This window comes from Winogradskyella vidalii (assembly GCF_013403955.1).
Classification (GTDB): Bacteria; Bacteroidota; Bacteroidia; order Flavobacteriales; family Flavobacteriaceae; genus Winogradskyella; species Winogradskyella vidalii.
In genome coordinates this window covers 1-26,565 of the sequence record NZ_JABFDG010000009.1, presented here as the reverse complement: position 1 = coordinate 26,565, position 26,565 = coordinate 1, and the positions used below count along the sequence as shown (strand labels likewise).

Sequence of the window (26,565 nt, the reverse complement as noted above, 5' to 3'; positions counted from 1 at the left end):
ATTAAGGTGTTGAATTTGACACTTGCAACACTTTACCGTTATAATATTGGTTTCCTGTTAAAGCAAAATTTTGAATATAGCTTGCCATTTCTTTGGCTGTTGTGGGTGCTTTATAGCCAGGAAATGCCTCTTCAAGCATTTCGGTTTGCACCGCACCTAATGCCAAAACATTAAATTGCGGCCCCGTTTCTTTATACTCTTCTGCCAATAATTCTACTAATGTAATAACTGCGCCTTTACTAGAACTGTACGCCGATAAGCCTGGAAATTTCATACTTCCCTGAATACCGCCCATGGAACTAATAGTAACCACATGCCCCTCTGGTTTTATAAATGGCAAAACCGTTCTGGTTAATTCTGAAACACCAAAAACATTAGTTTGATATACTTTAGTGAAATCTTGAAATGTTGTTTCTGCAAAAGGTTTATTAATAATAGCTCCCGCATTATTAATCAAAATATCAACATGTTCCCATTCCATATTAATAAACGCTACAACTTTTTTGTAATCTGCTTCATTACACAAATCGAAAGAAAATGATGAAATATTATCAAAGCCCAGATTACTTACCGGTTTTTCATTTCGAGATAAGGCCAAAACGTTGTGACCTTCTTTAGCAAATAACTGCACGAGTTCTAAACCAATCCCGCGACTTGTTCCTGTAATAATTATATTTTTACTCATCTTCTATTACTGCCTCTTCTTTTAATAATACGTCTTTAGTTGGTGCATTCATCATACCTTCTAATGCTGGAATCATCTTTTTAATAAAATGAGCCATGTGAGCGTAATCCATTTTGTCAGCTTCGTCTTCTACATGATGATAGTAATCAAAATTTGTAAAATCGAAAGTTGAAATCGCATGCGCAGGAATATCAAGCGCTTTATAAAACGGGAAATTATCTGATCTAAAAAACAAATTCATGGCCTTGGCTTTTGGAAAAAAACCAATGATTTCCTCATCGGCATAGGAATTTAAAGTCTCTGCAAAATTAGAACGTTCGTAGCCACTCATATAAGCCATGGCTTCACTTTCAGCTCTTGCAACACCAATCATTTCAAAATTAATCATTGTATAAGCATCAAAATTTTCACCCTTTAAGCGTTCTGCTAAATTTGCAGCACCTTTTAAGCCTAATTCTTCAGCATCATACAAGGTAATTAATAAGCTACGTTTATTAGTTTTTGACTTTGCAAAATAGCGTCCTAATTCCATAGCAGCAACAGTACCAGAAGCATCGTCATTAGCGCCATTAGCAATGGAATCACCTTCTACTGTTTTTTGTATCCCGATATGATCGTAGTGACCGCCAAGAATTACAAACTCATTTTTGAGTTTTGGATCGTTTCCTTCAACCATACCAACAATATTATAACCGTCTAAATCATTTACTTTAAACGAATCGCGATAGGTTTCAAAATATGGTTTAATGTCGTTAGACTTTAAATAATTTTCAATAAAAACAGCTGCTTTTTCAAGACCTTCGCTTCCTGTAGCACGTCCTTCTAATTCATCTGAAGCCAAATATTCCATACTTGTTTTTATGGCTTCTTCAGTGATTTCTGGTTTTTCGATTACCGCCTTAGTTTCTGATGTCTTTCTGTTGGATAAACAAGAGCAAACTAATACCATTAGGAACACTGCAAAAATATTCTTCATATTATTTTTTTTAGATAAGGTTTAAAGATAAAAAAATCCTGATTTGATAATTATCAAATCAGGATTATATTATAAATACTCTAAAATTATTCTAGAGTTAATTTCAAATATTACAAAAACATTGTAATAGGATTTTCAATAAATCCTTTTAATGTTTGAAGGAATTGAGCGCCTGTTGCACCATCAACGGTTCTGTGATCCGCAGCTAAGCAAAGCTTCATTGTATTACCTACTACAATTGCTCCGTCTTTAACCACTGGTTTTTGAACAATAGCTCCTACAGAAAGTATCGCTGAATTAGGTTGGTTGATAATAGACGTAAAGCTTTCTATTCCAAACATTCCTAAATTAGAAATTGTGAATGTACTACCTTCCATCTCTTCTAATGACAATTTCTTCGTTTTTGCTTTAATAGCATATTCTTTAACCGCAGCACCTATTTGAGTTAATTTACGTTGATCTGCAAATTTTACAACTGGTACAAGAAGACCATCTTCTACAGCAACAGCAACACCAATATGTACATGGTTATTCAATTTCATTTTATCATCAAACCACTGAGAGTTAACTTGTGGATGTTGTTTTAATGCCATTGCACATGCTTTAACCACAATATCATTGAATGATACTTTTGTATCTGGAACCGCATTTACTTCCTTGCGGAAAGCAATAGCATTATCCATATTAAACTCTACATTTAAATAATAGTGAGGCGCTGTAAATTTAGATTTAGATAAATTTTTAGCAATAGCCTTACGCATGTTAGAGTTAGGAATTTCATCAAAACTTTCTTCAGAAGCAGCTGCAAAACTAGTTCCTGTGGCAGCTGCAGCAGGTGCTTCAGCTTTTGGTGTAAAGTTTTCAATATCTTTCTTAACAATTCTTCCGTTTTCACCAGAACCATCAACTTGAGATAAATCTATTCCTTTTTCATCTGCCATCTTTTTGGCTAAAGGCGAAGCAAATATTCTTGAAGAATCAGAACTAGAAGTTGAAGCTTTAGGAGCCTCTTTCTTAGATTCTGTTTTCTTAGGTTCTGACTTTTTTGGTTCTGCTTTTGGTGCTTCCTTTTTAGCTTTAGGTGCTTCCTTTTTAGGCGCATCGCCATTAGCTGAAAAGTTTTTAGCCACCCCAGAAACATCGGTTCCTTTAGGGCCAATAATCGCTAATAAAGCATCTACTTTTGCTGTTTCACCTTCTTCTAAACCAATTTCTAATAAAGTCCCTGATTGAAAAGATTCAAACTCCATTGTTGCTTTATCCGTTTCGATTTCAGCTAAAATATCACCTTCTTCTACTTCTTCCCCAACTTTCTTTAACCAAGTCGCTACAGTACCTTCTTCCATGGTATCACTTAAACGTGGCATCGTTACGACAATCACGCCTTCTGGTAATTCTTGATCACTAGAACCAGAATCGTCAGTTGATTCGGTTTCTTCAGATGCTGAATCTTCTTCTTTATCATCAGCTACATCTTCTGAAGCTGACCCGTCTAAATAACTAGAAATATCTTCACCCTCGTCTCCAATAATAGCTAAAAGTGTATCTACCTTAGCAGTTTCACCTTCTTGTATTCCAATGTGAAGTAAAGTCCCTTCATTAAAGGACTCGAATTCCATGGTCGCTTTATCAGTTTCAATTTCGGCTAAAATATCGCCTTCTTCAACTTTGTCACCAACTTTTTTTAACCAAGTGGCAACTGTTCCTTCTTCCATTGTGTCGCTTAAACGCGGCATATTAATTACTTCTGCCATAGCTTATTTTATTTTATGGTCTATAAATGGGTAATCTTCCTGTTCATACACAACATCATACATCACATTCTTTTCTGGATATGGCGATTCATCTGCAAATTTCTCACATTCTGAAACACGTTTCTTCACATCCTTGTCAATAGCTTTCAAATCATCTGCTGAAGCATATTTCTTTTCAAGAATAATATCTTTGATTTGTGTAATTGGATCAATTTTCTTGTACTCTGCAACTTCATCCTTCGTTCTGTAATGCTGCGCATCAGACATTGAGTGTCCTCTATAACGGTAGGTTTTCACTTCTAAGAATGAAGGTCCTCCCCCGTTTCTAGCACGTTGAATAGCTTCATCAAAAGCTTCAGCTACTTTAATTGGATTCATTCCGTCAACAGGTCCTGAAGGCATATCATAACCTAAACCTAGTTTCCAGATATCAGTATGATTTGCTGTACGTGCAACTGAAGTTCCCATAGCATAGCCATTATTCTCACAAACAAAAACTACAGGTAAATTCCAAAGCATTGCTAAATTAAAAGTCTCATGTAAAGATCCTTGTCTTGCAGCACCATCACCAAAACAACATAAGGTTACAGCATCCTTGTCGTGGTATTTATCTCCAAAAGCAATCCCTGCTCCTAACGGAATTTGACCACCAACAATACCGTGACCACCATAAAAACGGAATTCTTTAGAGAAAATATGCATCGACCCACCAAGACCATGAGATGTCCCTGTGGCTTTACCGTATAACTCAGCCATTACGCGTTTTGGATCCACTCCCATACCGATAGGTTGAACGTGATTACGGTAAGCCGTTATCATTTTGTCCTTGGTTAAATCCATAGCATGTAAAGCACCTGCTAAAACGGCTTCCTGACCATTGTATAAATGTAGGAATCCTCTAACTTTCTGTTGAATGTAAACAGCGGCAAGCTTGTCTTCAAACTTTCGCCAAAACATCATGTCCTCGTACCACTTTAGGTAAACTTCTTTGGTTATTTTCTGCATTTTCTAATGAGATCTTTTAAATAAAAAATATAATAACAAAAATAACAATTTAGAAGACAATGAAGAAGCAGTATCTCATAAAAAAAACCAACAATTTATAAAATTAACGCAACGAAAACCCTATAATACTGAACTATCAAAAACAAGCGGTAATAAATTAGCTAAAGAGCTTGATTTTACAACCTTGCCACTTACGCCCATAAAATAGATTTCTATAGGCTGATCTTGCTTAATTTCGTATTCTGCGATAGCTTGTCTACAGGCACCACAAGGTGGAATTGGCTTATCTGTGACCTGATTTTGAGAAGATGCCGTTATGGCCATTTTTAGAATTTTAGCTTTTGGATATTTGGCCCCTGCATAATAGATTGCAGTACGTTCTGCACATAAACCCGAAGGGAAACTTGCATTCTCTTGGTTACTGCCAATAACCTCTATACTATTATCGAGTAAAAGCGCTGCACCTACATTAAATTTTGAATAAGGTGCATAAGCATTCTCTCTAGCTTCTATAGCTGTTTGCATTAAATTCTGAATCCCTTTAGGAAGATCTTTAATGTCCTCATAAACTTGGAGTGTGGTTTCAATCTTGACTTCCTTCATGGCTACTTACTGTTTATTTTAGACAAAAAAACTATTGCTTTATGAAACAATAGTTTTTTTAATCTAAAGGAGTTAATAAATTTTAATATTCATTGTATTCACCGTCACCAAAATTAAAGGTCAGTGAAAAACGTAAGGTATTTTCTAATGGACTCGGAATTTTAGAGGCTGAAAACAAGTATGATAAATCAATATTTATAGTGGTGTATTTGAATCCTGCACCTAATGCAAAAAACTTACGCGCTCCTTTATCGTCCGATTCATTAAAATATCCGGCTCTAAACGCAAAACTTTCTTGATAAGTATACTCTGCACCTAATGCCCAAGTTAACTCTCTTAACTCCTCACTAAAACCTCCCGGCGCATCACCGAAAGATTGAAAAACACCGCTTAAAAAACTAACATCTGTGCTTTGTCCTTCTAGAATGACATTTTGTTCTGAAGCGGCTATCTGATCATCCGTTTGGAAATCACCGTTATCTGGTTCAAATTGACCATCACCATCCACATCTGTGAACACAGTTCTATCTCCCATAATTGGTGGTGTTGGCACTAAGTATTTAGATATCTCAGCGGTTACGCCTAATTTACTGTATTGATCAAATATAAAATCGAAACCAGCGCCTAATCTTAAATTTGTAGGTTGAAACACATCATCGCCACCATCATCGTATTTAAATCTTGGCCCCAGATTCTGAATAGCAAAACCAAGTCTCCAACGCCCATTAAAATCGTTATACGCTTCTTCTTCACTTTGGTAATACCCTGTTATATCTGCACCAAAAGTACTACCTGGTTGCGCCGAATCGTCTACAACACCAATACGTAGTGACGATCGCATATAACGTAAAGCCACAGCCATTGCAAACTGATCACTTAAACGTAACGAATAGGCGGCATCTATAGCATATTCATTTGGTTTTACAGCAGTACCAACATCATTAGCATTTTGAGTTAATAAAATCTCACCTAAAGAAAAGTATTTAAGACTGGCAGAAAATGCACTATACTGGTTAATTCTATTGAAATAAGTCAAATAACTCAACGAAATATCATTAACTAATTTTGATAAATAAGGCGTGTAAGTTAAACCTGCCCCTTGTTTAGCTTCGGAAAAGGCATATTTTGCAGGATTATACTGTTGCGAAAACCCATCAACTGAAGTGGCAACTCCCATATCTCCCATAGCAGCAGATCTTGCATCTGGCGCAATAAGCATAAATGGTAAACCTGTTGTAATGACACGACTATCGAAAGGATCTGGATCAATTTGCACTGCTTCTACCTGACCAAAAGCAAAATTAAGTGAGGCTAAAGTGCAAAAGGTAATTATGTGTTTTTTCATGTTTAATTATTGAATAATAACACTAGTTATATAGTATTAAATCGTTAGCAAATATAAATTATTATTATAGTATTACAAGTTTTTGAATCTTTTCAACCTGTTTATTTAAACGGTTAGATTTTACTTTTAGTTTATAGACATACACGCCTTTTCCAATTTTATCACCGAAATCATCTCTTCCATCCCAAACAATATTTCTAGACAATGATGATGAACCATTATAACAACATTCATCAGCACCGGTTTGTCCATTTAAAGTTCTGACCAATTTTCCCGAAACTGTAAATATCTGTACCGAAATATCTAAAGGCTCTGAGCTATTATGGTTAAACCAAAACTCCGTATAACTCACAAATGGATTTGGATAATTTAAAACGTTATCAATCACTAACTCTTGATCTTCATCGAAGACCATAAATTGAATTTCGGCTGTTGAGGAATTGTTATAAACATCCCAAGCCTTCAAAGTTAGTGTATGTAAACCTGGCTCTAAATCTCTAAAGGGATAACTTACGGTTCCATTGGTATAATCATCTACATTAGCCTGGTAATAACTGTTTAATACAATAGGGTTGGTTTCATCACCATCTAGTATTGCTGTGATATCATGACCGATACCACTTGCAGTATTGATTCCGTTATCATCTTGTAAGTTGACTAAAAAAGTAGGGGATTCATTCGTAATTCCACCAGACACAAAATTTTCGTCATTCATATATAGATTAATAACTGGGCCAATATCATCTTCAGGAGCATTTTCATTAATGCCTCCTATTTTAATATCAAAACTAAATCCAGCTTCATCAGAGATTGGTGAATCTGTTTGCGCATAAAAACTCACTTTACCATTACCTACAGGAATTCCTATATCTCTAGGCACAATAAAATCGAATTCAAACAAACCATTGGTGACACTTGCTTGCCCTTTAAAAACCACCTCACCTAAGGTTGTAAAGTCCATTATTATTATCCCATCACCATCTGTTGTGCCGTCATTACCCAAGGTTTGACGTTCAATTGATTTATCAAAAACAGTTGCGGTAAGTGTGCCGTTATAATTAGACAATAAGTTTCCGTTAGTATCCACCACTTCGCCTGCCAACTTAGCATAACTCAAAGCCTTTAAAGTATCTATAGGTTGCGTAATAGCGACATCATTTACTTTAGTTAATCTAATATCTGGTTGAGGGATTGACAATTTTAAAGCAGGATCTCCAATAAAAAACACGAGGCGCTTCTGTGATTGCCCTGCGATACTATTATCCGTTTTTGTTAACCGTAATGCTTCCCCAACAGAAGGGTAATCGTTAGACCCAAAAGCGAACAAGTAATCATCTAGTACATCGTTGAAGTCTTCACCTACATTAACAATTATTTGTCGTGTGGTTGTTATTAAACCAATTGACCCTCCGTTAGTATTCCAAAACATAAACTCTCCGGCCGTATCTCTATGCGGATCATCAAATTTGGTATATTCACATGTAACCGTAATAAATAAATTATACTTACAAATATTGTTAATTTCTTGTGATTCAAACTTATCAAAAATTCGTTCATGAGCAAGTCCATCTTCTCCACCATGACCAAAATAATTAACCACTAATGCACCAACTTCTATCGCATCTTTAATCGCTTTATTAACTTTAGGGTAGCGATCACCTGCTGCTGAAGATTCTTGCTCATAAGCATCTGAGTGAATCTTAACAACATTAAAAAATGGTTTTTCCGCAACCAAAGTTTCTCCCAAACTATCTGTTGCGACTTGTAATCTTGACTCCCAAGACTTATCTACATCATCTGAAATAAGTACAATATTATTTCTCCAGCTACCATAAGATTCTGGTTGATAATAAGCCTGAACTTTATCTACCATTTCTTTAGCACGTTGCGCGTCTTCTACTAAAATTCTTCCTACAGCTATATCCATGCGGTCACCTCCTGTCATACCATCACCTTCATGGTCATCTAACATGGCATAAAAATCATCTGAAACATAAGAATTAGTCAACCTAAAACTAGTACTTGAATACCAAGACGGAACAATATTAGTATTATTACTTATTCTATTTTTGTAATCGTAAGAGCCGTCTCCAAATAAACACAAGTATTTTAACCTTTCCGTTGGTGAACTTGCATTATCATATACATATTTAATAAAGTTTCTTAAAGCTGCAATATCTTGACTTCCGGTGCTAAACTCATTATAAACGGTTTGCAAATCGACCACTTTTACATTTAAACCATGTTGGTCTCTATTAATTTGCGCTAAACGTTCTGCTTGAGATAGTAATTGAGAAGGCGCTAAAATAATATAATCAACATCTTCAAACTGTCCTTGACTATTTGTGAATATAGTACCTTTTAAATCTTGATTAGTTACCGTTGATATCGCATCTTTTGAAGGTTGCAAAAGGCTAGAATTTGAAAATGCTAAATATGTCCTTTGTTCTCCAGATTGAGCTTTAAATGCTATCGTATTCTCATTAGTTACATTCGCATAATTACTTATATTAAAGCGATCCGTAATATCCCAAACTTCACTTAAACCAGAAGTACTTGACAAATTATATTGCGCTACACCTGGTGTAGTAATAACAGCTCTATTTTGAAACTGCATTTGACTACCATCATAAATTAAGTTCCGCGTCGCCTCTATATTAATATAATCTAAATAGGCATTTGCAGAAGGGTTACCATTGTTATTATAATCAAATCTCACCGTAATGTCATCAGAAACAATATCAAGACTATTACTATAAGACGCTGCCGAAGCTAAAACCGAACCTGGTGTAATAGTTCCTAAAATTAGGTTGGTAATTTGACTACCATTAATCGTTACTTGCATTGTTGTAGGAACTTCAGAAACAGAACCTACAGCGATATCAAAATTCACAGGAACATCCGTTACTAAATTAGGGAACTGAAATTCATAAGACCGTTGGTTTTCAATGTCAAAATCATCGCCAAACCAACGCCTCCCCAATTTCGCTAAGTTATAATCATCTACTTCGTAAAATTGATAGTCTTGAAATGTATTAATTTCTATATCGGCAGTAGCAGCAATAGTTGGCATCGGTGAAATTCGTTTACCGTAACCTGAACTAACATTAATGTAGTAATAGGTTTTATCCGTAAATAAATTCAAGTTAGTTTCACTCTCACCGTATATATTACTAGGCCCTTCACCATAAAAAAGGATATAATCGTTGTTATCGAAACTTCCATCAGCTTCACCTACAAATTTCACAGCATTCTCTACAACATCAAAGGGGTAATTTTCGGCATTACTTAATGGAAGCATTCTTCCGCCATTACCATAAATTTTAATCGTTCTTGGATCTACTGAATTTGTGTTAATACCTAAACTCCCTAAAAAACTCTTTGACAATCTAAACACACCAGATTCTTCAATATAAAAACGATACCATTGACCAGATGCTAAAGCTGAGTTTGTAATTTCGTTAACCCCCATCGATGATTTACCTAACGGAGTTGAACTTGTCTTATACCCTATTGTAAAATTGGTTATCTTTTTATAAACACTCCCTTCCTTAATAATAGGACTTAATTCAAAATACTGGGCTTGCTGATCTCTAGCACTAGTATTATACAGTTTATATTTAGGTGAATTTGGAATTAGTGCGACATCTAAATCTTTTAATTCTGATGCAGAAATGGTTTCATAAGCCACATTGGTTAATACTACAGAATTTTCATCAATAAACCCCGTATTACTTTTCCATTGTGCAAAAAAGATCAAGCCATTGGTGTCATCGTAACTAAAATGACTAGCTTCAAAAGCAGGCACCTCAACTTTGGTGTAAGAAGTTTCTAAAGTTTTATAACCATCCCAATTAATATTGAATTGTTTTTGTTGCCCAAAACAAAGAAGATTTAATAAAAGGAATATAATTAAAGTGCATTTTTTCATTTACTCATTTTCGTTTTTTGCTTCCTAATAATGTTCATCACGAACCAAATACTATAAGGACATGCCAATTTCACAGTAGAATAACGGCTATTAAAGCCCAATATTATAGACACATTATTTTAATTTCAAAAATACAACAATAATTCATTTCTACATCCGTTATTAAGGAGCAAAATACATCGACAAATAGATAAAAGTCCGTTATTATGTTCAAAAAAAAGGATGAAATGCATACATTTTTGCATTTAGACGCAAAAAAAAGTTGTCAGTTTACCTTTAATTGTTATATTGCGACTCTAAAATTAAACGAGCTTACTTAAACGTATGGATATGAAAAATGTCTCAAACCTAAAAATTTTATTAGTATTAACGCTTTGCGCCACAATTGTGAGCTGTAATCGTTCATCTAATTCTGGCAATGTAGATAGTGCCACTGGCTGGAAAATCAACGATAGACAAGGTGGTTTTCAGTACAACACGCAATTCAAAGAACAAGAAACTCCTCCAGGTACTGCTTTTGTTGAAGGTGGAACTTTTACCATGGGTAAAGTACAGGATGACCCAATGCACGATTGGAATAACACGCCTAATCAACAGCACATACAGTCATTCTATATGGATGAAACTGAAGTTACCAACGTCAATTATTTATTCTATTTAGATTATTTAAAAAGCGTTTACCCTCCAGACGATCCTAATTATGCTTTAATTTATAAAGGCGCACTTCCTGATACATTAGTATGGAGAAATCGTTTAGGTTATAATGAAATGATGACCGAAAACTATTTACGTCACCCAGGTTATGCTAATTACCCTGTTGTAGGTGTTAGTTGGATTCAGGCTGTAGAATATGCTAATTGGAGAACTGACCGTGTTGCTGAATTATCATTACAAGAAGCTGGCTACATTAAAAGAGATGCTCAATACACTGATGTAAGCGCTGAAAGCACGTTTAGTACAGACACTTATATTAATGCACCATCACAAACATATGGAGGTAATTCAGACGTACTAGAAGGTGGTCAACGTAGACCTCAAGAAGACGCAGATGGAAATCCTATCAATGTTTATGCTGATAGAGAATCTGGATTAATACCTGTAAAATACAGACTTCCTACAGAAGCTGAATGGGAATATGCAGCTTTAGGTATGAGTGAATTACGTCAATATAATGTTTACAGAGGACGTAAAAAATATCCATGGGATGGTCAGTATACTAGATCAGGAAAACGTGTAAATCGTGGTGATCAATTAGCTAACTTTAAACAAGGTAAAGGTGATTACGGTGGAATTGCAGGCTGGTCTGATGACGGTGCTGATATTACTGCTGAAGTAAAAACATACCAACCTAATGATTACGGTTTATATGATATGGCTGGTAACGTTGCTGAATGGGTAGCTGATGTTTACAGACCTATTGTAGATGACGAGTTCAACGACTTTAACTACTTTAGAGGTAATGTTTATACTAAAAACGCTATTAATGAAGATGGTTCAGTGAAGATAGTAACAGTTGATGAGATTGTTTACGATACACTTGCAAACGGAAAAATTATAGCTAGAGACTTACCTGGTGAAATTGCTAGAATACCTGTTGACGAAGAAGAAACTTACTTAAGAACTAACTTTAGTCAAAGTGACAACAGAAACTTTAGAGATGGTGACAAACGTTCTTCACGTTATTACAGAGAAAGTTTTGATGAATCTGAAGGTGCAGACAATACAACTAGTAAAATGTACAACTCACCTAAGCATAGTGTTGAAGTAGATTCTTCTGAAGGAAAATTAATTAGACAATATGACCAATCAGACAGTAGAACATCTTTAATAAATGATGATGCAAGAGTTTACAAAGGTGGTTCTTGGAGAGACAGAGCATACTGGATTGACCCAGCGCAACGTCGTTACTTCCCACAAGATATGGCTACTGATTATATCGGCTTTAGATGTGCAGTATCAAGAGTAGGTTCTAAAAGCCAACAAGGCGGAAAAAGACGTAACTAAAAAGCGTTAAATAATATATTGAAAAGTCCTGATAATTATATCAGGACTTTTTTTATTTTTAAACTTACAAAACACACCTACCAAAAACATCATTAGTAACACTCGTTTTTAAATTAGTTCAAAAATTAAAGTATCAGTTACAACATATGAAAATAGAAAACATCCATCTAAAATTTAAAGCCTGTTCCGCTGCTGCTACAGACACAAGGAAACTACCAAAAGATTGTATGTTTTTTGCACTTAAAGGCGAAAATTTTGATGGTAACAAATTTGTTCAAAAAGCATTTAATGATGGCGCAAAATACTGTGTGGTAGATAATGCTGATGCCGTAATAAACGACAACTGTATCCTTGTTAAAGATGTATTGAGTACATTGCAAGAATTAGCTAAATTTCATAGAATCGCTATAAATGTACCAATCATTTCCCTAACTGGAAGTAATGGCAAAACCACAACAAAAGAACTCATTAAAGCTGTTTTAGAAACCACCTACAATGTCAAAGCTACAATTGGAAACCTAAACAATCATATAGGTGTCCCATTAACCCTATTAAGTTTTACTGAGGCTTTAGATTTTGGAATTGTGGAAATGGGTGCAAACCACCAAAAAGAAATTGAATTTTTATGCCACATCGCACAACCCGATTATGGCTTAATAACCAATTTTGGAAAAGCACATTTAGAAGGTTTTGGAAGTATTGAAGGCGTTATTAAAGCTAAATCTGAACTCTATAATTATCTAATTCATCATAACAAAAAAGCCCTCATAAATACTGATGATAGCAAACAGGTTAAACAAATAAATCACTATACCAACACCATCACTTTTGGTTCTCATAGAGATAACGATTACACGATTACCTTTAAAAATGCAAACCCATATGTAACACTATCGTATGGTAATTTAGAAATTGAAAGTCAACTTATAGGCAATTACAACTATGGAAACCTAGCAGCTTCAGTAGCTATAGGTGCATTTTTTAAGGTTAGTGCTTTAAATATAAAAGAAGGAATTGAAGCATATCAACCTAATAATAACCGTTCAGAAATCATAAAAAAAGGGACTTCCGAAATTATATTAGATGCCTACAATGCCAATCCCACAAGTATGCTTGCTGCGCTTAACAACATTATACAATTAAATACCACGCACAAACACCTATTTTTAGGTGACATGTTTGAATTAGGATTAGAAGCCAAAGAAGAACATCAAAATATTGTAGATTATATAACGACTAATTTTACTGGGAGTGTTTATTTAATTGGCGAAAATTTTCACCAAACTACAGACCACTGTAGCTGTCTTAAGTTTCAAAAATTTGAAGATTTAATACCAACTTTAAAAACCTTAGAGTTAAATAATGCCACTGTGCTTATTAAAGGATCACGTGGTATGGCATTAGAACGTATTTTAGAATACCTATAACTGATATACCTTATAGTATTAATATATTTGACCAGAATATTCTATTCTGTAATAAATACACTTTACTTTTAATACCTTTAATCGATTAAACCCTTTTTGCTGACTTATGCAAAATGAAATTAAATATCTAATACAAAAGTGCAAACAATTATTATCTGCATTATTTAAAAAGCAGAACAATAAACTAGCTTATATAATTGTCACCACAATTGCTATACTAAGCGTAATAGGCGCTGTTAATTTATTTGTAGAATTAACCGAAAACCTAAAAACAGAAAAGCTTAAACAATTAGATAGTGATATAACCGTATTTGTACACCAATACAGAACACCAAAACTTACCGAATACTTCGTGTTTATTACTGACGTCGGAGACATATATGGCTATTTAACCATTTTTGTTTTATGTATTATAGCTTTTCAAATTATTTTTAAAAGTTGGAACTATGTTATTCAACTAACTATAGTCATGGCATTAGCTTTAAGCTCTAATGTAATTTTAAAGAAAATAATTAATCGACCACGACCAGAGTTAGAACATTTGGTAACCGTCGAAACTTTAAGTTACCCTAGTGGTCATGCTATGACAGCAATGGCTTTTTACGGTTTTTTAATTTACCTGTTTTATCGATTTAAGATTAATTTGCTATTAAAAACACTTATAATAGTCTTACTCACTTCATTAATTATTAGCATAGGCATTAGCAGAGTCTACTTGGGTGTTCATTTCCCTTCTGACATTATTGGAGGTTTTATAGCTGGATTTATTTGGGTAGTATTATGCGCCCTTATATTCAACCTTATCAAAGCTTTTAGAACAGATCAAGAAGTATAACATAAGAAGACCTTCTAAAAACATTAGAAGGTCTTTAAAGTAATTAATAAGAGGGGATAAATATTAACCACTGTAGTTAACCATCCAACCAATACCGTATTGATCCGTACAACGGCCGTAATAGCCCCATTCTCTTTCTCTAAAATCATGATGTAACTTACCACCTGCGGATAAGCTTTCAAATAGTATTTTTCCTTCCTTTTCACTCGTAGCATCAATACTCATGTGAATTTGACTACCACTATTGAGTGGTGTATCTGGTGAAACATCATAAGCCATAAAGTGAACGTGTTTTCCTTTTAATTCAGCATGCTGTAATTTACCTCTATAAGAAGAAGGAACATCTATGGCTCTGTCCTCATAAGTATGCCTGTTTATAATTTTTGCATCAAATAATTCACTGTAAAAATTTAAGGCTTCTTGACAATTTCCTTGAAATGATAAATATGCTTGTACTTTCATTGTTTCTTGATTTTTTAAATTATGAAATTAAATTTATCATAATCATCTCGAAGCCCTTAGTTGATTTCGAACAATTATTTGCTCGTTTGCGCAACAACATAGCTACAAACAAAAAAAAGCCTACATAAATGTAGACTTTATAATTAATGTGGGGCATACTGGATTCGAACCAGTGACTTCCACGTTGTCGACGTGACACTCTGAACCAACTGAGTTAATGCCCCTTAAAAACTAAGCTTTATCAATATAAAACCTTTAAGCTATTTGAAGCAAAAATCCCGATTTACAAAAGTAAATCGGGATTCTTTTCTGTGGGCGACAAGGGATTCGAACCCCTGACCCCTTGGGTGTAAACCAAGTGCTCTGAACCAACTGAGCTAGTCGCCCTAACTATTTTTTGATAACCATCATTCGTTATCGGGATGCAAATATACTCTAGTTTTTAATATCTCAAAACATTTTTTGAAAAAAAATTAAATTATTTCTGCTACAACGAAAGTGCTTCCGCCTACATAAATTAAATCGTCTTTTTTAGCCTTTGATTTTGCGCATGTTAGCGCTTCTAAAACACTTTTATAAGAATTTCCAAAAAGTTTATTTTTTTTGAAATAATCTTGTAATAATCCCGCTTCTAACCCACGTTGCACATTTGGTTTGCAAAAATAGTAAGTAGCATCTTGGGGAAGTAAAGGTATTATAGCACTCAAATCCTTATCATTTACAACGCCAAAGACCATATGTAAGGTATTGAAAGTTTGACTTTGTAACTGTTGCATCACATAATATAAACCTTCTTTATTATGCGCTGTATCGCAAACAATTTTTGGTTCGTTTCCTAAAACTTGCCATCTTCCTAATAAACCTGTATTAGGCACAACATTTAAAAAACCTGTGCTTATAGCTTTATCAGAAATCTTAAATCCTTGTTCTTTTAATATCGCTATGGATTGTAAAACTGTTTTTTTGTTATGAACTTGATACGCGCCTTTTAAATCACTTTCTAAATCCTCAGCTATAATTTGATCAGCAAAATAAATTTTTGACTGAGTCGCTTCCGCTTTATCCTTAAACACCTGTTCTGTTTCAGGATGTGTTTCTCCTATAACCACAGGAATATTAGGTTTTATAATTCCTGCTTTCTCTGTTGCAATTTTTTGGAGCGTATCGCCTAGAAATTGGGTATGATCTATACCAATATTAGTAATTACAGCTAACTCTGGCGTAATAATATTGGTGGAATCTAAACGCCCTCCTAATCCAACTTCAACAACAGCAATATCAACCTTTTTTTTTGCGAAATAGTCAAATGCCATTCCAACGGTCATTTCAAAAAAAGACAACTGATTGGTTTCAAAAAACGTTTTATTACGGTTAATAAAGTCGATGACAAACGACTCACTAATGACTTCACCATTGTAACGAATACGCTCTCTAAAATCTTTTAAGTGTGGAGACGTATACAAACCAACATTGTAACCCGCTTCTTGTAAAACAGAAGCTAACATGTGGCTTGTAGAACCTTTACCATTTGTTCCTGCAACGTGAATAGTTTTAAACTCTCCCTCAGGATGATTTAAATGTTTGGCTAGAGTTAAGGTATTGGCTAAATCTTTTTTAAAGGCAGAGTTGCCTTTATTCTGATACATTGGAAGCTGTTGAAACATCCAATTTACCGTATCTTGATAATTCATAGTTTACTGACCTACATCAAAGTTTATACTTACAAAACCAACTTGAGTTGCTGGTGCTTCAGGGTCTGCTGGCCACTTGTGTGATAGCGCTATTTTTTTAGCAGGGTCTAATAAACAAGGGTGTGTATTATTTGACCCTTTAACTCCTGGCTCTGCACTAATTACCTTTCCTTGTCTGTTAACCTCGATTTTTACAACTACTAAACCATATTCATTACAGTTTTGTTGAAAAATTTCACGATTTGGTTTACCACGACCACCAAGACCATAACCGACACCGCCTTTTCCAGGTCCAGAGCCACCAAAATAACTTGGTGCATATGGGTCGCCATCTAACTGGCCTTTATTTCCGGCTTGGTTATCTGAGCCTTCACCACCATCGGTAGTTCCTGAGGCGTTTTTAACACCACCTATAAGATTATCGAGGTTCTTTCTTTTTTCTGCTTCTTCACGACGCTTTTTTTCTTCGGCTTCACGTTTTTCGCGCTCTACTTTTTCAGCTTTAGCTTTCGCCTCTGCCTTGGCTTTAGCTTCAGCAGCTTTAGCTTTTTCCTCAGCTTCCTTTTGCTTTTTCATAGCAATAGTTTCAGCATTATCTTGCGTCATGATTTCTTCTGCAGTCGCAGCAGCTTCAGTTGGTGTTACTTCAGCTTCTTCTGGCTGTACTTCATCAACAACCTGCTCTTCAACAACAGTTTCTTCTATTGCTTTTTTAGGTTCACTTAAGGGTTGGTTACCACTACCAACATCGGTTGTTCCGAAGTTGACAGCTACACCATATTCTTCAGGAGGGTCCATATATTGAGGCCCCACTACAAATAAGAGCAATAACAGTATCAAAGAAATAAGTACTGTTATTTTTGCTGAATTGCGTTCGTGTGTGGTCTCTAAATATTTCACTTTATTATTATATATTAAACCTGTTAAGTTTTATTTGCAATTAACTAAACCTGCTCAGATTTTAGAAAGCTTCAAGGTCAGGTTAAGTCATTGTAATTACTCAAAAATAATACCATTTAATTAGGTTGCACCGCTAATATGACTTTAAATTTATTTCTATTAGCGATATCCATGACTTTTACCACATTTTCTACAGGAACAGATTTTTCTGCTCGTAAAACAATTGTTGGTGATTCTTGACCCGAGAGAATCGATAATAATTGTGTTTCTAAAACACTTTCACCTACACGATTCTGATCGATATAATAAGTTAAATCTTTTTTAATGCTCACTGCAGTAGACTTCTTATTCTCTGTCTTACCACTTGCTTTTGGCAAAATAATATCAATAGCATTTGTACTAACCAAAGTAGATGCTATCATAAAAAAGATTAATAACAAGAATACAATATCGGTCATAGACGCGAAATTGAATTCTGGTGTTACTTTATTTCTTCCTCTGATGTTCATAAATTAAATTGGTTCGTTTAAGTGATCTAAAAATTCAATAGAATTGGCCTCCATTTGGTAAACAACTTTATTTGTTTTACCAACAACATGGTTATACGCAACGTAAGCAATAATACCTACTATAAGTCCACCAACAGTGGTTGTCATAGCCGTATATAATCCACTAGCTAAAACATCCATTTGAATAGTACCTCCTGCATTGGCAAGTTCAAAAATTGAAATAATCATTCCAACTACAGTTCCTAAAAACCCAATCATTGGTGCCACACCAGATATGGTTGCTAACACACTAAAGTTTTTTTCAAGGTTATAAACTTCTAATCGCCCAGCATTTTCAATAGCCGTATTAATATCCTCTAAAGGCTTTCCTATTCTAGTTAGTCCCTTAGCAATTAATCTTGAAACCGGTGAATTTTGTTGCGCACATAACATTTGTGCTGAATCGATTTTACCATTACTCACATGATCTTTAATCTGATTCATAAAATTTGAATCGACTTTAGAAGCTGCTTTAATAGCAAAAATGCGTTCAAAATAAATATATATAGCTGCAACTAGCAGTAAAAATAAGACTAGGATAATGACCTGGCCTGAAGTGCCTCCACTTGAAATTAATTCAATAATTGAGAGCGTTTTTTCAACTGGTTCTCCCTCAGTTAAAACTTCTACTTCATCTTGAATAGTACTTAATGATATCATGCTAAAATATTTATTTTTTAAGTTCTTCTTGTTATAACGTTAAGTTTTTGGCTTAAGTATAATTATTATGTTTCAATATTAAAAAAGCGATCTAGTGACCATAAATGCGGCTGCACCAGCAATAAAACCTACAAATGCTAGCCATGATATCTTCTTTAGATACCAAAAGAAATCTATTTTTTCCATTCCCATGGCAACCACACCTGCTGCTGATCCTATGATTAACATACTACCACCTGTTCCTGCAGAATATGCAATAAAATGCCATAACTCATTATCTAATGGCTCAGAAAACATGCCTAAACTCGCCGCTACTAATGGAACGTTATCTATAACTGCCGATCCTGCTCCTAAAAGCAACACGACTAAATCTGATACGCCCTCATGTTGAAACTCTGTTCCTAACATTGGCATAGCATCCTGTAACGAGCCTGCGAATCCATATAATATCCCTAAAGATTCTAAAGCGCCAACCGCCATTAATATACCTAGGAAAAACAATATACTCGGCAACTCAATCTTAGATAACGAATAATGAACAGGACTATGACTTGCGTGCGCTGCATGTTCATCTGTTAATACTTCGGTTATTGCAAATTTAGAATTACTATACACTTCAGCAAAAATGGCGACCACACCTAATGAAAGCATCATACCAACGTAAGGCGGTAAATGAGTCATTATTTTAAATACTGGCACAAAAACAATAGCGCCAAGTCCTAGAAATAACATAGTAGAACTGTATTTGTTTTTAGGCTTATCATCTGATGCTTTTAGCTCTAAGTCTCCTTTAAAAGGAGGTAATAAAGAAGCTATAAATGTTGGAACGGTCATACATAGTAATGAAGGAATAAACAAATATAAAAACAGTTTACCTGAGGTTACTTTGTCGCCAATCCATAACATAGTTGTTGTAACATCACCTATGGGAGACCAAGCACCACCTGCATTTGCTGCAATAATAATTAAACCAGCATACCAAATCCTTATGTCTCTATCTTTGACAATTTTTTGAAGAATTGATATTAAAACAATGGTAGCTGTTAAGTTATCTATAATTGCTGATAGTACAAATGCTAAAATTGAAAATAGCCAAAGCAGCTTTTTTCTGCTATTAAATTTCACCGCATTTTTTATAGTAGAAAAGCCATCAAAATAATCAATGATTTCAACTATTGTCATTGCCCCTAATAAGAACACTAAAATTTCAGCTGTTTTACCTAAATGATGAAGTAGCGTTTCTTCCATTAAATGCATTCTTCCATGCACTATAACTTCGCCTGCTTCATTTAATTTATCTTCAATACCTAAGGAAGCATATCCTTCAATTAAACCGTGATTGGCAGAATCGAACCATTGGGTAAAGCTTCCTAGCCCTAGAGAAATTAAAGCCCAACATAATGCCATCATGACTAATGCAGGAATTAATTTATCTATTTTAATATTGTGTTCTAATGTGATGGCTAAATAGCCAAATACAAAAACAAGGATTATTATAGTTTCCATTGTAGGTTATATCAGTTGTCTTAAGGCTATTTCAAAAGCCGTTTCGCTAACTCCTGTTTTTGTTGGATTATTTTTATGTACTTCTTCTAACGCTGATTTTATAACATTAGAGGTATCGTTAAAAATAGCCTCATCAGTCATCTGCACCTTGCGTTCCATGAAATAGGCAAAAACTCTTGCCATACCACAGTTAGATATAAAATCTGGAATTAAACTCACCTTTTGATCGGTTTGCTCCATGATCGAACCAAAAAATATTTCTTTATCTGCAAAAGGAACATTGGCACCACAAGAAATCACTTCTAAACCTGTTGAAATTAACTGATCAATTTGATCTTGTTTCACCAATCGCGATGCTGCACATGGCGCAAATATTTCGGTTTCAAGCGACCATATTTTTTTATTAATCTCATCAAAAGGAATAAGATTATCGGCGACTAATGTGTTTCCATTTTTATTAAGATATAAGTCTGTTATTTCTTCAAAAGAAAAACCTTCTGCTTTTATTAACCCGCCTACTCTATCTATAATTCCGACGACCTTAGCGCCCATTTGAGCAAAGTAAAAAGCTGCTGCTGCACCGACGTTCCCGAAACCTTGAACAACAACACGTTTCCCTGTAATGGTATCATCTTTTAAATCATAAAAATGCTTTGCAGCTATAGCAACACCATAACCTGTTATCATGTCTGCAACCATAAATTTTCGACCTACATTAGGCGAATATTTTGGATTCTCTATGACCTTAATAACGCCGTGTCTTAACTGGCCAATTCTATTTATTTTGTCTGCAGGCGTTGGTTTAAAGTGACCTTCAAAAACGCCTTCTTGGGGATGCCAAACACCACTTTGTTCTGTGAAAGGAATCACTTCATGAAATTCATCAACATTTAAATCGCCTCCGGTACCATAATAACTTTTCAATAATGGTGACACGGCTTTAAACCAACGTTCTAAAACGCCTTCTTTTCTTGGATCTTGCGGGTCGAAATTGATACCGGATTTAGCACCTCCTATGGCTGGTCCTGAAACTGTAAATTTAACCTCCATGGTTTTGGCAAGTGACAAAACTTCGTTTTTGTCTAATCCAACTCTCATACGCGTTCCTCCACCTGCGGCGCCTCCTCGTAGTGAGTTTATTACGGTCCAACCTTCTGCATCCGTTTCGGAATCGTTCCAATGAAATACAATTTCTGGAGTCTTGTTTTCGTACTTCTGAAGTAAATCTTTTATCAATTTCTATAGGTTTAAATTTGCGTAACAAATATAAAAAACTATCGAAGCGAAATGTTAATTAATTTCTTTTTTTAGGATTTAATATTTTACCTGAAGAATGATTTTTATTTGCACCTGTAACACTTCGTAAACAATTTACCTCGTTTCTGTCTTTAAGTACACCAAGTAATCCAAAAATTAAGGCCTCTTTATATTCTACAATTTCATCATCTGGTATTGTTATTTCTGAGGTAGAAAAATAAGCAATCCGTCGCATTAAAAAATCGTTGTAAACACCTCCACCCGTAACTAAAACTTGCGTATCTTTTCTTGTTACAATCTTTGAAATTTGAATAGCAACATGCTCTACGTAGGTTCTTAAAAGGTCTTCTGTTTGAAGTTGATAAGATTCAAGCAAAGGATAAATATGTAATTCTACCCATTCTAAACCTAAAGATTTTGGCGGTTGCTCTTTATAAAAAGGGAGGGCATTAAGTTGGTCTAATAAATCTTTATTAATAGTACCTGTTGACGCAATCTGTCCTTTATTATCATAATCTAGATTTAATTTAGAAACATAATGATTCAATACAATATTAATAGGACAAATATCGAAGGCAATTCGTTCTTCATTTAATTCGTATGAAATATTTGCAAAGCCTCCTAAATTAAGACAATAGTAAAAGGGGTTAAATAGTAGTCGATCCCCAATAGGTACTAAAGGCGCACCTTGCCCACCAAGTTTCACATCCTGAACTCTAAAATCGCAAATAATTTTACGATTTAATTTATCTGCTAAAATTTGATGATTCCCTATCTGATAGGTTAATCCACGTTCTGGCTGATGCAATGCTGTATGACCATGTGAAGCAATAAAATCGATGTCTTTAATAGTGTATTTATTTATAAAATCAGAAATTGAAGTGGCTAGATGCTCTGAATATTTTAAATCAATGGCCTGTAACTCCTCCATTGGGAATGTTACCAATTGACGCAATTTAGATTTCCACTCAGCAGAATAGGGTATCGTTTCTGCATTGTGAATTTTAAATTTCCATCCTTTATGAAAAGTAAAACTGACATAAATTATATCAATACCATCTAAGGATGTTCCAGACATTAATGCAAGAATCTTGTAGCTAGATTTTATCATATTAGTAAAAATAATATTACTTTTCGAAAATAACACAATAATAATTTATCTTTGCTTCAAATTTTTAAGAAATCAATAATAATTATATAATTTATGGACTTTAATTTAACAGAAGAGCATTTAATGATTCGTGATGCTGCAAGAGATTTTGCTCAAACCGAATTGCTTCCTGGTGTTATAGAACGTGATAATGCCCAAAGTTTTCCAGAAAGCTTAGTTCGCAAAATGGGTGAGCTTGGATTTTTAGGGATTATGGTAGACCCAAAGTATGGCGGAAGTGGTATGGATGCCATTTCTTATGTGCTTATTATGGAAGAGCTTTCTAAAGTTGATGCTTCAGCTTCTGTCATGGTTTCTGTAAATAACTCATTAGTTTGCTATGGTTTAGAGGCTTATGGAAATGAAGCTCAAAAAGAAAAATACTTAACTAAATTAGCGACAGGTGAATGTATCGGTGCTTTTTGCTTAAGTGAGCCAGAAGCTGGTAGTGATGCTACTTCTCAAAAAACAACTGCTATAGATAAAGGCGACCATTATATTTTAAATGGTACTAAAAATTGGATTACTAATGGAGGACGTGCAGAGGTTTATTTAGTTATTGCACAAACGGATAAACATAAAGGCTCTCACGGAATTAATGCCTTTATTGTTGAAAAAGGAATGCCTGGTTTTGATATCGGCCCTAAAGAAGACAAATTAGGCATTAGAGGGAGTGATACACATACCCTTCAGTTTAATGACGTAAAAGTCCCTAAAGAAAATAGAATTGGTGATGATGGATTTGGGTTTCGTTTTGCAATGAAAACACTCTCTGGTGGGCGAATTGGTATTGCTGCACAAGCTTTAGGTATCGCAGCTGGTGCTTATGAATTAGCCTTAAAATATTCTAAAGAACGTAAAGCTTTTGGAACTGAAATATGCAATCACCAAGCTATTGCTTTTAAATTAGCAGATATGCACACTGAGATTGAAGCGGCTAGAATGTTAGTAATGCGCGCTGCTTGGGATAAAGACCAAGGTAACAATTACGATATGAGTAGCGCCATGGCAAAACTGTATGCGAGTAAGGTTGCTATGGAACATACTGTTGAAGCTGTACAGATACACGGAGGAAATGGTTTTGTTAAAGAATACCATGTAGAGCGTTTAATGCGTGATGCTAAAATTACCCAGATTTATGAAGGCACTTCAGAAATTCAGAAAATTGTGATTTCTAGAGGAATTACTAGAGAATAAACATAATATTTAATTAAGTAAAAAGGCTTCAAGATTAATTTTAATTTTGAAGCTTTTTTAATTTGATGATAATTCTTGTAGAACCAATTTAATTTCACTGTAGGGGTATTTATCATCTAACTGATGTTTTAAATCGGATAGATTTTCAAAAGTTTTAGTTGGAATAATTTTCTTTAACTCCGAATAATTGCTCATAGACATTAAATCCGTAATTTTTACTTCGCCAGATGAAATAAAATTAGCCAGATGTCCAAATATAGTATTAGAGTTTAATTCGCGTTCTAAGGCAATTTGATCTATCGATTTTCCGGCTTGAAATAAGTCTAAAGATATTTTTTTTGTATCAACTTTTCTTTTTTTCGGTTTTGGATTTTCAAATACCGAAACTTCATTTGAAAATTCAATATCATTCTCATCGCAATACGTTTTAATAACTTGTAAAATCTCATTGCCATATTTTTTCACTCTTGTTTTACCCATACCATGAATTTCTAATAATTCATTAATCGTACTTGGTAAAGTTTCACACATCGCATAGAGTGACTTTTGATTGAAAATTTGATAATGTATTAAATCTTCTCTATTGGCGATATCGTTTCTAAGTTCTCGTAATAACTCAAATAATTCTACATTAGTTGTTCCGTCCACAACAGACTGACGTGTTTTTTTAGGTTTATCTTTTGCTAAGAACACCGACTTTGCTCTTAAAGTTAAGAATAGACGCGTATTGAATCCTTCTTTTAAACCTTCAAAATAAGATAGTTTAGTTTCTAACAATTCTTCTAAAGTATCTAATTGCTTCTCTATATCCTTTTGAACAGCTTTATTATCTGTTGTAAAATTAAACTGCTTGAGTCCAATTTCTATCGTTAGTTTGCTTTGCTCACTAAAATAGTCTAAAGCCTTTTTAAAACGCTTTTGAACAACAGCATCAGCTTCAGGTATTTCATCTGGGGCTATTAAGTTTTCTAGTTGTAATTTAAACCCATTACTAACTTTAAGTAAATTGGTAATAGTATCTTTAATTGATAGTAATGGCGTTTCAACGTTTCCTTCAATACTTCCTCTATTTTTATAAAAAACATCTAAGACTCTATTTGTAGGATACAAAAATTTATAAAAATTAAAAATTTCTGAAATTAAATCTAATTGAAAATCATGTTTTGCTTCATTTAAAATAGAAGCAGTAGGTTGATTCGCTTCGGCATTTTGATTGAATGTTATAACATTTTGGTCACTTATAATTTGATTCGCTTGAATTTTACTCTTCAAAACTAAACCTTCTAAAGACTTACAACGACTTAAAGCGACATAAGTTTGTCCATGGGCAAAAGCACCTTGTGCATCTATGATTGCTTTTTCAAAAGTTAAACCCTGACTTTTATGTATTGTAATAGACCAAGCTAATCGTAATGGAATTTGAGCATAACTACCAATCTTATCTTCAGAAATAGCTTTAGTATCAGCATCAACTGTATATTTTATATTTTCCCAGGTCTCTAATTTTGTATTTATATTGAAATCATCATCAGGACAGTGTACAACTACTTCATCATTTTCTAGTAAAATAACTTTTCCTATTTTTCCATTAAAGTAACGCTTCTCGGGTGAACTATCATTCTTAATGAACATCACCTGAGCACCAACCTTTAATTTAAGTTCGTCTTTGTTTGGGTAAGAATGTTCGGGAAATTTGCCTTGTATTTTAGCTTTATATGTACGTTCTGTGCCTTTTAATTTTTCAAGCTTTTCTTGATTTGTTAGACGAGCTTTATTATTGTGAGTAGTTAATGAAATATAGCCTTCGTCCTCTTTAGGTTCAAACTCGGGTATATAACGTTTATTTAATTCTTTAGCAGAAGTGACACTTAAATCATTATTTCTAATTTCATTTAAAATATTTATAAATAAAGGATTCTCTTGTCTATAAATATGTTTGAGTTCAATAGTAATTGGTTTGCAATTTTGATAGGCTATACTACTAAAAAAGAAGGCATTTTTATAGAATGGTTGTAACAATCGCCATTCTTGATCTTTGATTACGGGTGATAATTGTTGCAAATCGCCAATCATAAGTAATTGAACACCTCCAAAGATTTCATTTCTATTTTTGTATCGTCTTAATGTTTTATCAATACCATCGAGCAAATCTGCTCTAACCATACTTATTTCATCAATAACAAGTAAATCTAAGGACTTAATAATATTAATCTTGGTCTTACTGAATTTTCTGTTAAATCCTGAAGAATTGTTTAGTTCATCATTAGGTAAAATAGGGCCGAATGGCAATTGAAAAAACGAGTGAATGGTAACACCTTTAGCATTGATAGCGGCTACACCAGTAGGGGCAACAATGACCATTCTTTTTTGTCCAAGTTTTTTTAATTTATGTAAAAATGTAGTTTTACCCGTACCTGCTTTTCCCGTTAAGAAAATATTTCTATTGGTATTAATTACAAAGTTCCAAGCTAAATCTAATTCTAAATTTTCAGTTGTCATACCTATAAATGGCTAGGAATTGAAGATAATAAAAAAAAGTTATGTATACCGATTAAGCAAATTAATAAACACAAAAAACCCTTACTAGTAATCTAGTAAGGGTTTTTAAAAAAAGGCGGTGACCTACTCT

The 26,565-nt window shown here is 34.2% G+C and carries 20 protein-coding genes and 2 tRNA genes; 4 read left to right on the top strand and 18 right to left on the bottom strand.

Annotated elements, in window-relative coordinates:
• Position 1: 1 nt before the first annotated feature.
• From HM982_RS16770 to porU, 7 genes are all read right to left on the bottom strand, one after another.
• Positions 2-685, bottom strand: coding sequence for an SDR family NAD(P)-dependent oxidoreductase (locus HM982_RS16770; RefSeq protein WP_179354489.1), 684 nt, complete (start codon positions 683-685; stop codon positions 2-4).
• Positions 678-1,661 carry a M20/M25/M40 family metallo-hydrolase gene (locus tag HM982_RS16765; protein WP_179354488.1) on the bottom strand — a complete coding sequence of 328 codons (984 nt, stop codon included), beginning with the start codon at positions 1,659-1,661 and terminating at the stop codon, positions 678-680. The genes HM982_RS16770 and HM982_RS16765 overlap by 8 nt, the downstream gene beginning before the upstream one ends.
• A gap of 110 nt (positions 1,662-1,771) precedes the next feature.
• Positions 1,772-3,415 (bottom strand): pyruvate dehydrogenase complex dihydrolipoamide acetyltransferase, encoded by a 1,644-nt coding sequence (locus HM982_RS16760; protein ID WP_179354487.1) that lies wholly within the window; start codon positions 3,413-3,415, stop codon positions 1,772-1,774.
• A gap of 3 nt (positions 3,416-3,418) precedes the next feature.
• Entirely contained in the window at positions 3,419-4,420 is a 1,002-nt protein-coding gene (gene pdhA, locus HM982_RS16755; RefSeq protein ID WP_179354486.1) for a pyruvate dehydrogenase (acetyl-transferring) E1 component subunit alpha, read from the bottom strand.
• Between the two features lie 120 nt (positions 4,421-4,540).
• Positions 4,541-5,023: a cytidine deaminase gene (locus HM982_RS16750; protein WP_179354485.1), complete on the bottom strand. Its 483-nt coding sequence runs from the start codon at positions 5,021-5,023 to the stop codon at positions 4,541-4,543.
• 82 nt (positions 5,024-5,105) lie between these two features.
• Complete coding sequence (gene porV / locus HM982_RS16745; protein ID WP_179354484.1) at positions 5,106-6,368, bottom strand: type IX secretion system outer membrane channel protein PorV; 1,263 nt, start codon at positions 6,366-6,368, stop codon at positions 5,106-5,108.
• A gap of 64 nt (positions 6,369-6,432) precedes the next feature.
• Complete coding sequence (porU, locus tag HM982_RS16740) at positions 6,433-10,299, bottom strand: type IX secretion system sortase PorU (protein WP_179354483.1); 3,867 nt, start codon at positions 10,297-10,299, stop codon at positions 6,433-6,435.
• 324 nt (positions 10,300-10,623) lie between these two features.
• Between porU and gldJ the strand changes: the two genes are divergently transcribed.
• The 3 genes from gldJ (at position 10,624) to HM982_RS16725 (ending at position 14,565) form a co-directional block, all read left to right on the top strand.
• Entirely contained in the window at positions 10,624-12,303 is a 1,680-nt protein-coding gene (gene gldJ, locus HM982_RS16735) for a gliding motility lipoprotein GldJ (protein ID WP_179354482.1), read from the top strand.
• Positions 12,304-12,449: 146 nt separating this feature from the next.
• Positions 12,450-13,730: a UDP-N-acetylmuramoyl-tripeptide--D-alanyl-D-alanine ligase gene (locus HM982_RS16730; RefSeq protein WP_179354481.1), complete on the top strand. Its 1,281-nt coding sequence runs from the start codon at positions 12,450-12,452 to the stop codon at positions 13,728-13,730.
• A 106-nt stretch (positions 13,731-13,836) separates the two neighbouring features.
• The gene (locus HM982_RS16725; protein ID WP_179354480.1) at positions 13,837-14,565 is read left to right on the top strand and encodes a phosphatase PAP2 family protein; all 729 of its coding nucleotides are present in this window, start codon (positions 13,837-13,839) and stop codon (positions 14,563-14,565) included.
• Positions 14,566-14,628: 63 nt separating this feature from the next.
• On the opposite strand, the gene HM982_RS16720 is transcribed toward HM982_RS16725, so the two are convergent.
• The 10 genes from HM982_RS16720 to HM982_RS16675 form a co-directional block, all read right to left on the bottom strand.
• On the bottom strand, positions 14,629-15,027 hold the full coding sequence (locus HM982_RS16720; protein ID WP_179354479.1) for a VOC family protein: 399 nt from the start codon (positions 15,025-15,027) through the stop codon (positions 14,629-14,631).
• Positions 15,028-15,176: 149 nt separating this feature from the next.
• Positions 15,177-15,251 (bottom strand) — tRNA-Val (locus tag HM982_RS16715).
• An 88-nt stretch (positions 15,252-15,339) separates the two neighbouring features.
• A tRNA-Val gene (locus HM982_RS16710) sits at positions 15,340-15,414 on the bottom strand.
• Positions 15,415-15,500: 86 nt separating this feature from the next.
• Entirely contained in the window at positions 15,501-16,718 is a 1,218-nt protein-coding gene (locus tag HM982_RS16705) for a bifunctional folylpolyglutamate synthase/dihydrofolate synthase (RefSeq protein WP_179354478.1), read from the bottom strand.
• A gap of 3 nt (positions 16,719-16,721) precedes the next feature.
• The gene (locus HM982_RS16700) at positions 16,722-17,618 is read right to left on the bottom strand and encodes an energy transducer TonB (RefSeq protein WP_179354477.1); all 897 of its coding nucleotides are present in this window, start codon (positions 17,616-17,618) and stop codon (positions 16,722-16,724) included.
• A 116-nt stretch (positions 17,619-17,734) separates the two neighbouring features.
• Positions 17,735-18,127: an ExbD/TolR family protein gene (locus HM982_RS16695; protein WP_179354476.1), complete on the bottom strand. Its 393-nt coding sequence runs from the start codon at positions 18,125-18,127 to the stop codon at positions 17,735-17,737.
• A gap of 3 nt (positions 18,128-18,130) precedes the next feature.
• Positions 18,131-18,826, bottom strand: coding sequence for a MotA/TolQ/ExbB proton channel family protein (locus HM982_RS16690; RefSeq protein ID WP_179354475.1), 696 nt, complete (start codon positions 18,824-18,826; stop codon positions 18,131-18,133).
• Positions 18,827-18,904: 78 nt separating this feature from the next.
• Positions 18,905-20,332 carry a sodium:proton antiporter NhaD gene (gene nhaD / locus HM982_RS16685; protein WP_179354474.1) on the bottom strand — a complete coding sequence of 476 codons (1,428 nt, stop codon included), beginning with the start codon at positions 20,330-20,332 and terminating at the stop codon, positions 18,905-18,907.
• 6 nt (positions 20,333-20,338) lie between these two features.
• Positions 20,339-21,565 carry a Glu/Leu/Phe/Val dehydrogenase dimerization domain-containing protein gene (locus HM982_RS16680; RefSeq protein ID WP_179354627.1) on the bottom strand — a complete coding sequence of 409 codons (1,227 nt, stop codon included), beginning with the start codon at positions 21,563-21,565 and terminating at the stop codon, positions 20,339-20,341.
• 61 nt (positions 21,566-21,626) lie between these two features.
• On the bottom strand, positions 21,627-22,700 hold the full coding sequence (locus HM982_RS16675) for an anhydro-N-acetylmuramic acid kinase (protein WP_179354473.1): 1,074 nt from the start codon (positions 22,698-22,700) through the stop codon (positions 21,627-21,629).
• A 93-nt stretch (positions 22,701-22,793) separates the two neighbouring features.
• On the opposite strand from HM982_RS16675, the gene HM982_RS16670 reads away from it, so the two are divergent.
• Positions 22,794-23,936: an acyl-CoA dehydrogenase gene (locus HM982_RS16670; RefSeq protein WP_179354472.1), complete on the top strand. Its 1,143-nt coding sequence runs from the start codon at positions 22,794-22,796 to the stop codon at positions 23,934-23,936.
• 57 nt (positions 23,937-23,993) lie between these two features.
• On the opposite strand, the gene HM982_RS16665 is transcribed toward HM982_RS16670, so the two are convergent.
• Positions 23,994-26,435 (bottom strand): helix-turn-helix domain-containing protein, encoded by a 2,442-nt coding sequence (locus tag HM982_RS16665; protein ID WP_179354471.1) that lies wholly within the window; start codon positions 26,433-26,435, stop codon positions 23,994-23,996.
• Positions 26,436-26,565: the final 130 nt, after the last annotated feature.

Coding starts and splice junctions, on each gene's coding strand:
- HM982_RS16770 (WP_179354489.1), bottom strand. CDS start 685: ATGAGTAAAAATATAATTATTACAGGAACAAGTCGCGGGATTGGTTTA.
- HM982_RS16765 (WP_179354488.1), bottom strand. CDS start 1,661: ATGAAGAATATTTTTGCAGTGTTCCTAATGGTATTAGTTTGCTCTTGT.
- HM982_RS16760 (WP_179354487.1), bottom strand. CDS start 3,415: ATGGCAGAAGTAATTAATATGCCGCGTTTAAGCGACACAATGGAAGAA.
- pdhA (WP_179354486.1), bottom strand. CDS start 4,420: ATGCAGAAAATAACCAAAGAAGTTTACCTAAAGTGGTACGAGGACATG.
- HM982_RS16750 (WP_179354485.1), bottom strand. CDS start 5,023: ATGAAGGAAGTCAAGATTGAAACCACACTCCAAGTTTATGAGGACATT.
- porV (WP_179354484.1), bottom strand. CDS start 6,368: ATGAAAAAACACATAATTACCTTTTGCACTTTAGCCTCACTTAATTTT.
- porU (WP_179354483.1), bottom strand. CDS start 10,299: ATGAAAAAATGCACTTTAATTATATTCCTTTTATTAAATCTTCTTTGT.
- gldJ (WP_179354482.1), top strand. CDS start 10,624: ATGGATATGAAAAATGTCTCAAACCTAAAAATTTTATTAGTATTAACG.
- HM982_RS16730 (WP_179354481.1), top strand. CDS start 12,450: ATGAAAATAGAAAACATCCATCTAAAATTTAAAGCCTGTTCCGCTGCT.
- HM982_RS16725 (WP_179354480.1), top strand. CDS start 13,837: ATGCAAAATGAAATTAAATATCTAATACAAAAGTGCAAACAATTATTA.
- HM982_RS16720 (WP_179354479.1), bottom strand. CDS start 15,027: ATGAAAGTACAAGCATATTTATCATTTCAAGGAAATTGTCAAGAAGCC.
- HM982_RS16705 (WP_179354478.1), bottom strand. CDS start 16,718: ATGAATTATCAAGATACGGTAAATTGGATGTTTCAACAGCTTCCAATG.
- HM982_RS16695 (WP_179354476.1), bottom strand. CDS start 18,127: ATGAACATCAGAGGAAGAAATAAAGTAACACCAGAATTCAATTTCGCG.
- HM982_RS16690 (WP_179354475.1), bottom strand. CDS start 18,826: ATGATATCATTAAGTACTATTCAAGATGAAGTAGAAGTTTTAACTGAG.
- nhaD (WP_179354474.1), bottom strand. CDS start 20,332: ATGGAAACTATAATAATCCTTGTTTTTGTATTTGGCTATTTAGCCATC.
- HM982_RS16675 (WP_179354473.1), bottom strand. CDS start 22,700: ATGATAAAATCTAGCTACAAGATTCTTGCATTAATGTCTGGAACATCC.
- HM982_RS16670 (WP_179354472.1), top strand. CDS start 22,794: ATGGACTTTAATTTAACAGAAGAGCATTTAATGATTCGTGATGCTGCA.
- HM982_RS16665 (WP_179354471.1), bottom strand. CDS start 26,435: ATGACAACTGAAAATTTAGAATTAGATTTAGCTTGGAACTTTGTAATT.